Source organism: Phaeovulum veldkampii DSM 11550 (genome assembly GCF_003034995.1).
Classification (GTDB): Bacteria; Pseudomonadota; Alphaproteobacteria; order Rhodobacterales; family Rhodobacteraceae; genus Phaeovulum; species Phaeovulum veldkampii.
In genome coordinates, this window is the sequence record NZ_PZKF01000076.1 from 1 (window position 1) to 5,393 (window position 5,393).

At 57.9% G+C, this 5,393-nt stretch carries 5 protein-coding genes; all 5 read left to right on the top strand.

Features of this window, described 5'->3' with window-relative positions; genetic code table 11:
- The first annotated feature begins 415 nt into the window (after window positions 1-415).
- Window positions 416-976 carry a hypothetical protein gene (locus C5F46_RS15560; RefSeq protein ID WP_146160253.1) on the top strand — a complete coding sequence of 187 codons (561 nt, stop codon included), beginning with the start codon at window positions 416-418 and terminating at the stop codon, window positions 974-976.
- Window positions 957-1,859, top strand: a complete 903-nt coding sequence (locus tag C5F46_RS17155; RefSeq protein WP_235820197.1) for a M48 metallopeptidase family protein — start codon at window positions 957-959, stop codon at window positions 1,857-1,859. The genes C5F46_RS15560 and C5F46_RS17155 overlap by 20 nt, the downstream gene beginning before the upstream one ends.
- A 697-nt stretch (window positions 1,860-2,556) precedes the next feature.
- Complete coding sequence (locus C5F46_RS15570) at window positions 2,557-2,763, top strand: ribbon-helix-helix domain-containing protein (protein ID WP_107326228.1); 207 nt, start codon at window positions 2,557-2,559, stop codon at window positions 2,761-2,763.
- Between the two features lie 12 nt (window positions 2,764-2,775).
- On the top strand, window positions 2,776-4,959 hold the full coding sequence (locus tag C5F46_RS15575) for a DEAD/DEAH box helicase family protein (protein WP_133618639.1): 2,184 nt from the start codon (window positions 2,776-2,778) through the stop codon (window positions 4,957-4,959).
- Between the two features lie 159 nt (window positions 4,960-5,118).
- A partial coding sequence (locus C5F46_RS15580) for a hypothetical protein (protein WP_146160254.1) occupies window positions 5,119-5,393 on the top strand: 275 nt, incomplete at its 3' end.

Below are 5,393 nucleotides of genomic sequence, written 5' to 3' on the forward strand. Positions count from 1 at the left end.
TCTCGGCGAATGCTTACGACGGACCAACGCCATGTCATGGGGTGGACGCCACCACAACGCGCTCCGCACATCCGCCGCAACGGCGGTGGGGGTAAATCCGCCCGAAGAGGAAAACACGGCAGTCGGACGGTCTGTTTGGCAGGTGCCGCTGCAACGGTGCGAGGCAGCTTGACACTGCCGCTAAAGGTTGCTCCAGATCACACAATTCAATCGGAAGGGTATTCGTGTCTTGAGTGCCGGGGTGTTCGTTTCGCGCAGTGGCGCCTGCGCTGTGCCTAGGCTATTCGAGGTCTGGGCTCGGAATCAAACGCATGGGAGATAAACCTCCAATTGCCCGTTTCGATTCTCGCTTCGACGGCCGGGGCGGGTAGAAGAAATTATATGAATCGATAACCTAATAGCCATGAGCACTGAGATGAGAGCTTCCCGTGGTGCGAGAATAGTAACGTTGTGCGTAGTGGCTTTCTGTGTATTAAACTACATTCTGCATAATCTTGGATTTATATTTTTTGGAAGAGAGTTTGCAGACTTGGTGCTGCCAAGTGGGCTGCGGCTTGAGATAGGCAGAATGTCTGCTACGCCTCGCTATGCCCCGTTCGCTGATGCTTATGCCAGTTTCCTTGTGGTAATACTCTTCCAAATCATGATTTCCATGACGATATTTCTAACACTGATCATTCGGCGCATCTTGGTCGGACTCAAGGCAATACCGAAGCTGGAACTTGAAAGTGTTCGACTTCTGGCAGGAGTATTTCTGGTGCTCGTAGTCATGCTCACCTTCATTGTCCCAGATAGCGCTTCGATTGTTTTCAATGAGAATCCTCGATTGGGGGGGAAATCGATCTGGATTGGCACATTGTTCCTAGCATGCCCGCTGTTGATAGTGCTTGTTGCTCTTTGCGGCTTCTTGCTGTTCCCAGCGGCTCTAAATCACCACGCAAGTTTCGGAGGGAAAGATGACAACAATTCAAAGTGAACTTACGGTCTCCGTAAATCAAATCTATAGCGACTTCTTTGAAACATTTCCGTCTACCGACAGCATTTCTTCGATTGTCGGTTCCGTTTACGACCTACACGATCAACTCGCATCTGCCGTTGCTCGTTCGTACCCTGGTGTTGATCTAAAAGCTCTCTCACATGGCTTAATCCGTGTGAACGCTGCTCTGACTGCATTTCTTGAGTTGCCAGAGGTAATTGACGCAGCAGCCAACGGCGGAAACGTTTCACAGCAGGTCGCTGGTCTCGTCGGTGCCGTTTTGGGTGGCTACATCGGCACGGAGATCGGGTTCGCTATTGGCGCCGGGGTTGCGGCTGCCCTTGGGGCGCCCGCAGTCCTCGCAGCAGCGGTTGGTGTGGCAGCAGCCGTCGGGCTTGGGTGGGTCTTGAGCGTCGGGCTTGAAGGTATTTTTGAGCAGCTTCTCGGTCTCTTCAACCCCCGTCCCACCGATCCGCTGGTGATCGACCTTGACGGCGACGGGGTGGAACTTGTCTCACGTGCGAATTCCAACGCCTACTTCGACTTGGACGGTGACGGGTTCGCCGAACAGACGGGCTGGGTAAAGCCAGACGATGGGCTGCTTGCGGTGGACCGCAACGGCAACGGCTCGATCGACGACATTTCGGAACTGTTCGGGTCGGCTATCGGACAGGAAGTCCAGGGATCCATGTCGCCGGCCGGACGCCTGCTGCTGAACCGCCGCCTCGTGCAGGCGCCGGTCGACGCCATTGACTACGTGATCACCCACGAGCTCTGCCATGTGGCGGAGCCTCATCACGGTGCTGCCTTCTTCGAGCTGCTCGACAAGGTGATGCCCGATTGGGAGCGTCGGAAGCAGAGGTTGGAAAGGGCCATGGCCTGAGAGTTTCCGAACCCGGTCGCGGCAGACGCAAACGCGACTCCAATCCAAGCAATTTCGGACGCTGGATTTTTTTGCTATCTTACAAGGGCTTATAAGAAATTCACCAAACGAGCGCAGTCAACAGGTCCGGAGAATATCGGCCCTGAGAGACCGCTTCCGGGCCTCCTGGCAGCAGGAGCAGTGCTCAGCCTCTCCCGCATAACCCTCCAAAACAACGAAAAAATCCGGCTGCAACCGGATCGGGAGAACGCTTTCGCGGGGGCAAGTGGCGGAGGAAGTGTAACGAATACCGAACTCTCTCCCGTGTCGATGGCTTCGGCACGGGATCGCCGCGGAATCCATCGCATTTGCGAGGCGCAGTAAGCCAGTCTCAGCCCGGAGAACCGCTCGGTCCGTCCGAACCACCAGCGCCGATTTTCGTCTCGCCCGCGAGGACTTGATCCGTTGCCAGTGGCAGCTCGGTGGCATCATCAAGTCCGATAGCCGCAAAGCGGCGTGACTTGCGATTCCGGACCCGATCAGGGGGGCCGGCAGAATGGTGCCGTACGAACTAGTGCCGCGCCGATGGGCGCGCAAGCGGCGGCCCTGCTCCGGCCGACAGCACCACGAGCCGCCGATTAACAGAATCCTTGATTTATATGCATCATTCTGTGTATCTGGTGATAAGTGGTGCAAAAACAGATAGGGAGCCCCGAAGGTGGCACGTCCCAAGTGCGCCGAGCGCAGTGTCCGGCTTTCCGTCACATTGGACGAGAATGACTACCGCGCCCTTCGCGAGTTGGCGGAAAGCTGCGGACTGTCTGTTGCCTGGATGATGCGTCGTGCGGCGGCCGAGTTTGTTGCCCGGCATGACAAGGACGACGTATTGATGATTGAGCGGCGGGGCGAAGACCGCGCCGCATAGGAGTTTGAGCGGGTGGCATTAACGTCGGGACAGACGGCGAAAACTGCGAACGATCCTGTGCAGGTTGCCGGCGCGGCGGGGTTGTCCGCGCTTGAAGGGGTCAGGCCCCTCTATTTCCTGCCTGCCGATCCGCTGTCCGAAGAAGTGCTCATTCCCGGCTTTCGCGCCGCGGGAAGCGTCGATTGCATGGTGGGCTTCTTTTCAAGCGCGGTGTTGGGATCACTTGCCCCGGGGCTTGCGACTTTCCTGGCCCGCGGCGATAGCAAGCTGCGCCTGATTGTCAGCCCGTTCCTGCGGCCTGAGGACCGCGCCGCGATCGACGACGGGACCAAGTCGCCTGAGGTTGTCGCCGCTGAACGGCTCGAAGATCTGATCGTGACCGAGGACATGCTGGCGCGTCATACGCTGCGCTGCCTGTCTCACCTGCTCCGGGCGGGCCGGATCGAAATTCGGATCGCCATAATGGAAGACGCCCTCTTCCATCCTAAAGTCTGGCTGTTCGCCGGAGACTGCAAAGTCATGGCCGCGCACGGGTCTAGCAACCTGACAGCTGCGGGTATCCGCAAGAATTTCGAGCAGATTACGGTTTCGAGGTCGTGGGAGGACGCGAACCAACGCTACATCACGGAGAAGCTCGGATACCAGTTTGAGCGGCTCTGGAATAACCGCGAAGACAGCTGTAAGGTCATCTCTGCGCCTGAGGCGATCACGCAAGGCCTGCTGCGCACCTACGGCAGCGACGAGCCGCCCACCGAAGACGAATGCAGGGCGCTATTCAAAAAGGCCCAGGAGCTGGGGTTTCCAGCGCCGCCTGAGCCCGTTCCTGTGCCCACCCCCACGGCATTCTCGGTTCCATCATGGCTCAAGTACGATGAAGGAACGTTTGAGCATCAAGGGCGTGCCGTCAAGGCATGGTGCGAAGCGGGCTTCGGCGGTGTCTTGGAGATGGCGACGGGTTCCGGCAAGACCATCACCGCAATGATTTGCGCACACCGGCTCTTTGAGGCGCGCAAGCCGCTGCTGATCGTTGTTGCTGCACCCTACGTGCCTTTGATCGAGCAATGGTGCGAGGAAATCGAACCCTTTGGGCTAAAGCCGGTAAACCTGACGACTGTCGGCGGCGCAAGCCAGCGCGCGCGCGCGCTTTCGCAGGTCCGCCGCCGCCTGAGGACGGGTATATCGGAAGCCGAAGTGGTTGTGGTGAGCCACGATACGCTGTGTACGCAAGAGTTCACCGATATCATCGCCGGGTTCGATTGCGCACGGCTCCTGATCGCCGATGAAGCGCACAATCTAGGCCGTGCTTCTTTCTCCGACAATCCGCCAGAATGCTATGATTTTCGATTGGGATTGTCGGCAACGCCGGTGCGCCAATACGATGAGGACGGCACTGAAAAGCTCTTTGCCTATTTCGGCTCGGTGGTGTTCCGCTTTACACTCGAAGAGGCAATCGGACGATGCCTTGTCGAATACGAGTACTACCTTCATCCGGTCTATCTGAGTGCCGCCGAGATGGACGCGTGGTTCGAGTTGACGGGAAAGATCAAGCAAAACGCTTGGCGGGACGACGGCGGCAAGCCGGACGACTTTCTTGCCAAGCTACTTCGTGACCGGCGCGCTCTTCTAGAGACGGCCAAAGGAAAGATCGCGCTGCTTGCGCAGCTTCTGGACAAGGAAGACCTAAAGCGCCTCAGGCACACGCTGATCTACGCGACCGACAAAGCCCCGGCCCAACTCGATGAGGTGAACAGGCTCCTGCAGGATCGTTCCTTGCTGTTCCATCAGCTCACTGCCGAGGAGACGGCCGACAGGAAGAAGACAAGCCGGATCATCAAGAGCTTTCAGCAGGGTGAAATCCAAGTTCTTACCGCCAAGCGGGTTCTCGACGAAGGCGTCAACATCCCCCAGATTTGCCGCGCCTACGTGCTAGCGAGCACGACCGTCGAACGGCAATGGGTGCAGCGGCGCGGCCGGTTACTCCGCACTTGCAGCGCCATCGGGAAGAAATACAGCGTGATTCATGATTTCTTGGCGCTCCCGCCCAACATGGACAAGGACCTTGATCCTGATGCGCGCTCGTTGGTGCGCTCGGAACTCAAACGGGCGCAGGAATTTGCAAGACTCGCCATGAATGCCGGCAGGGATGATGGGCCGCTTGCCGTCATCCATGAGCTAGTTGATGCTGCGTATATGTGAGGGGACAGTGACGGGATGCCACTAAACGACAGAAAGATCATATCGATAATCCTGCAGGAAGCCGAACACGTCCAGGAGCGCTGGTCGGTCTGCCAGCTTTGCGAGCGTAGGATGGACGCCGCAGTTCAGTTGGCGATGGTGTCGTAAGGAGAGACGAAGATGGCAGACCGGTACTTTAATCCATTCCAGGCGATCGACATTCACGTGCCGGTCGAATTCCACGACGCGTTCGCACGCTATTCCCAGACCGGCGGCAATGCGGTGATCGACCAAAGCCCGTTTCCGCGTATGGTCGATCTGTGGTTCCTTTCGGTCTGCGTCGCGGCAAGGCTCGGTCTGGAGCCGGTCGATATCGGGAAGTTCGAAACACGCAAGATCATCGACGGTTCGATTTTCGGCAGCGACCCCTGGCGGGTGCATACGTTGATCCCGGC

Bases quoted from the DNA above. Each gene is read 5' to 3' on its own strand.
- C5F46_RS15560 (WP_146160253.1), top strand. From the start codon at position 416: ATGAGAGCTTCCCGTGGTGCGAGAATAGTAACGTTGTGCGTAGTGGCT.
- C5F46_RS17155 (WP_235820197.1), top strand. From the start codon at position 957: ATGACAACAATTCAAAGTGAACTTACGGTCTCCGTAAATCAAATCTAT.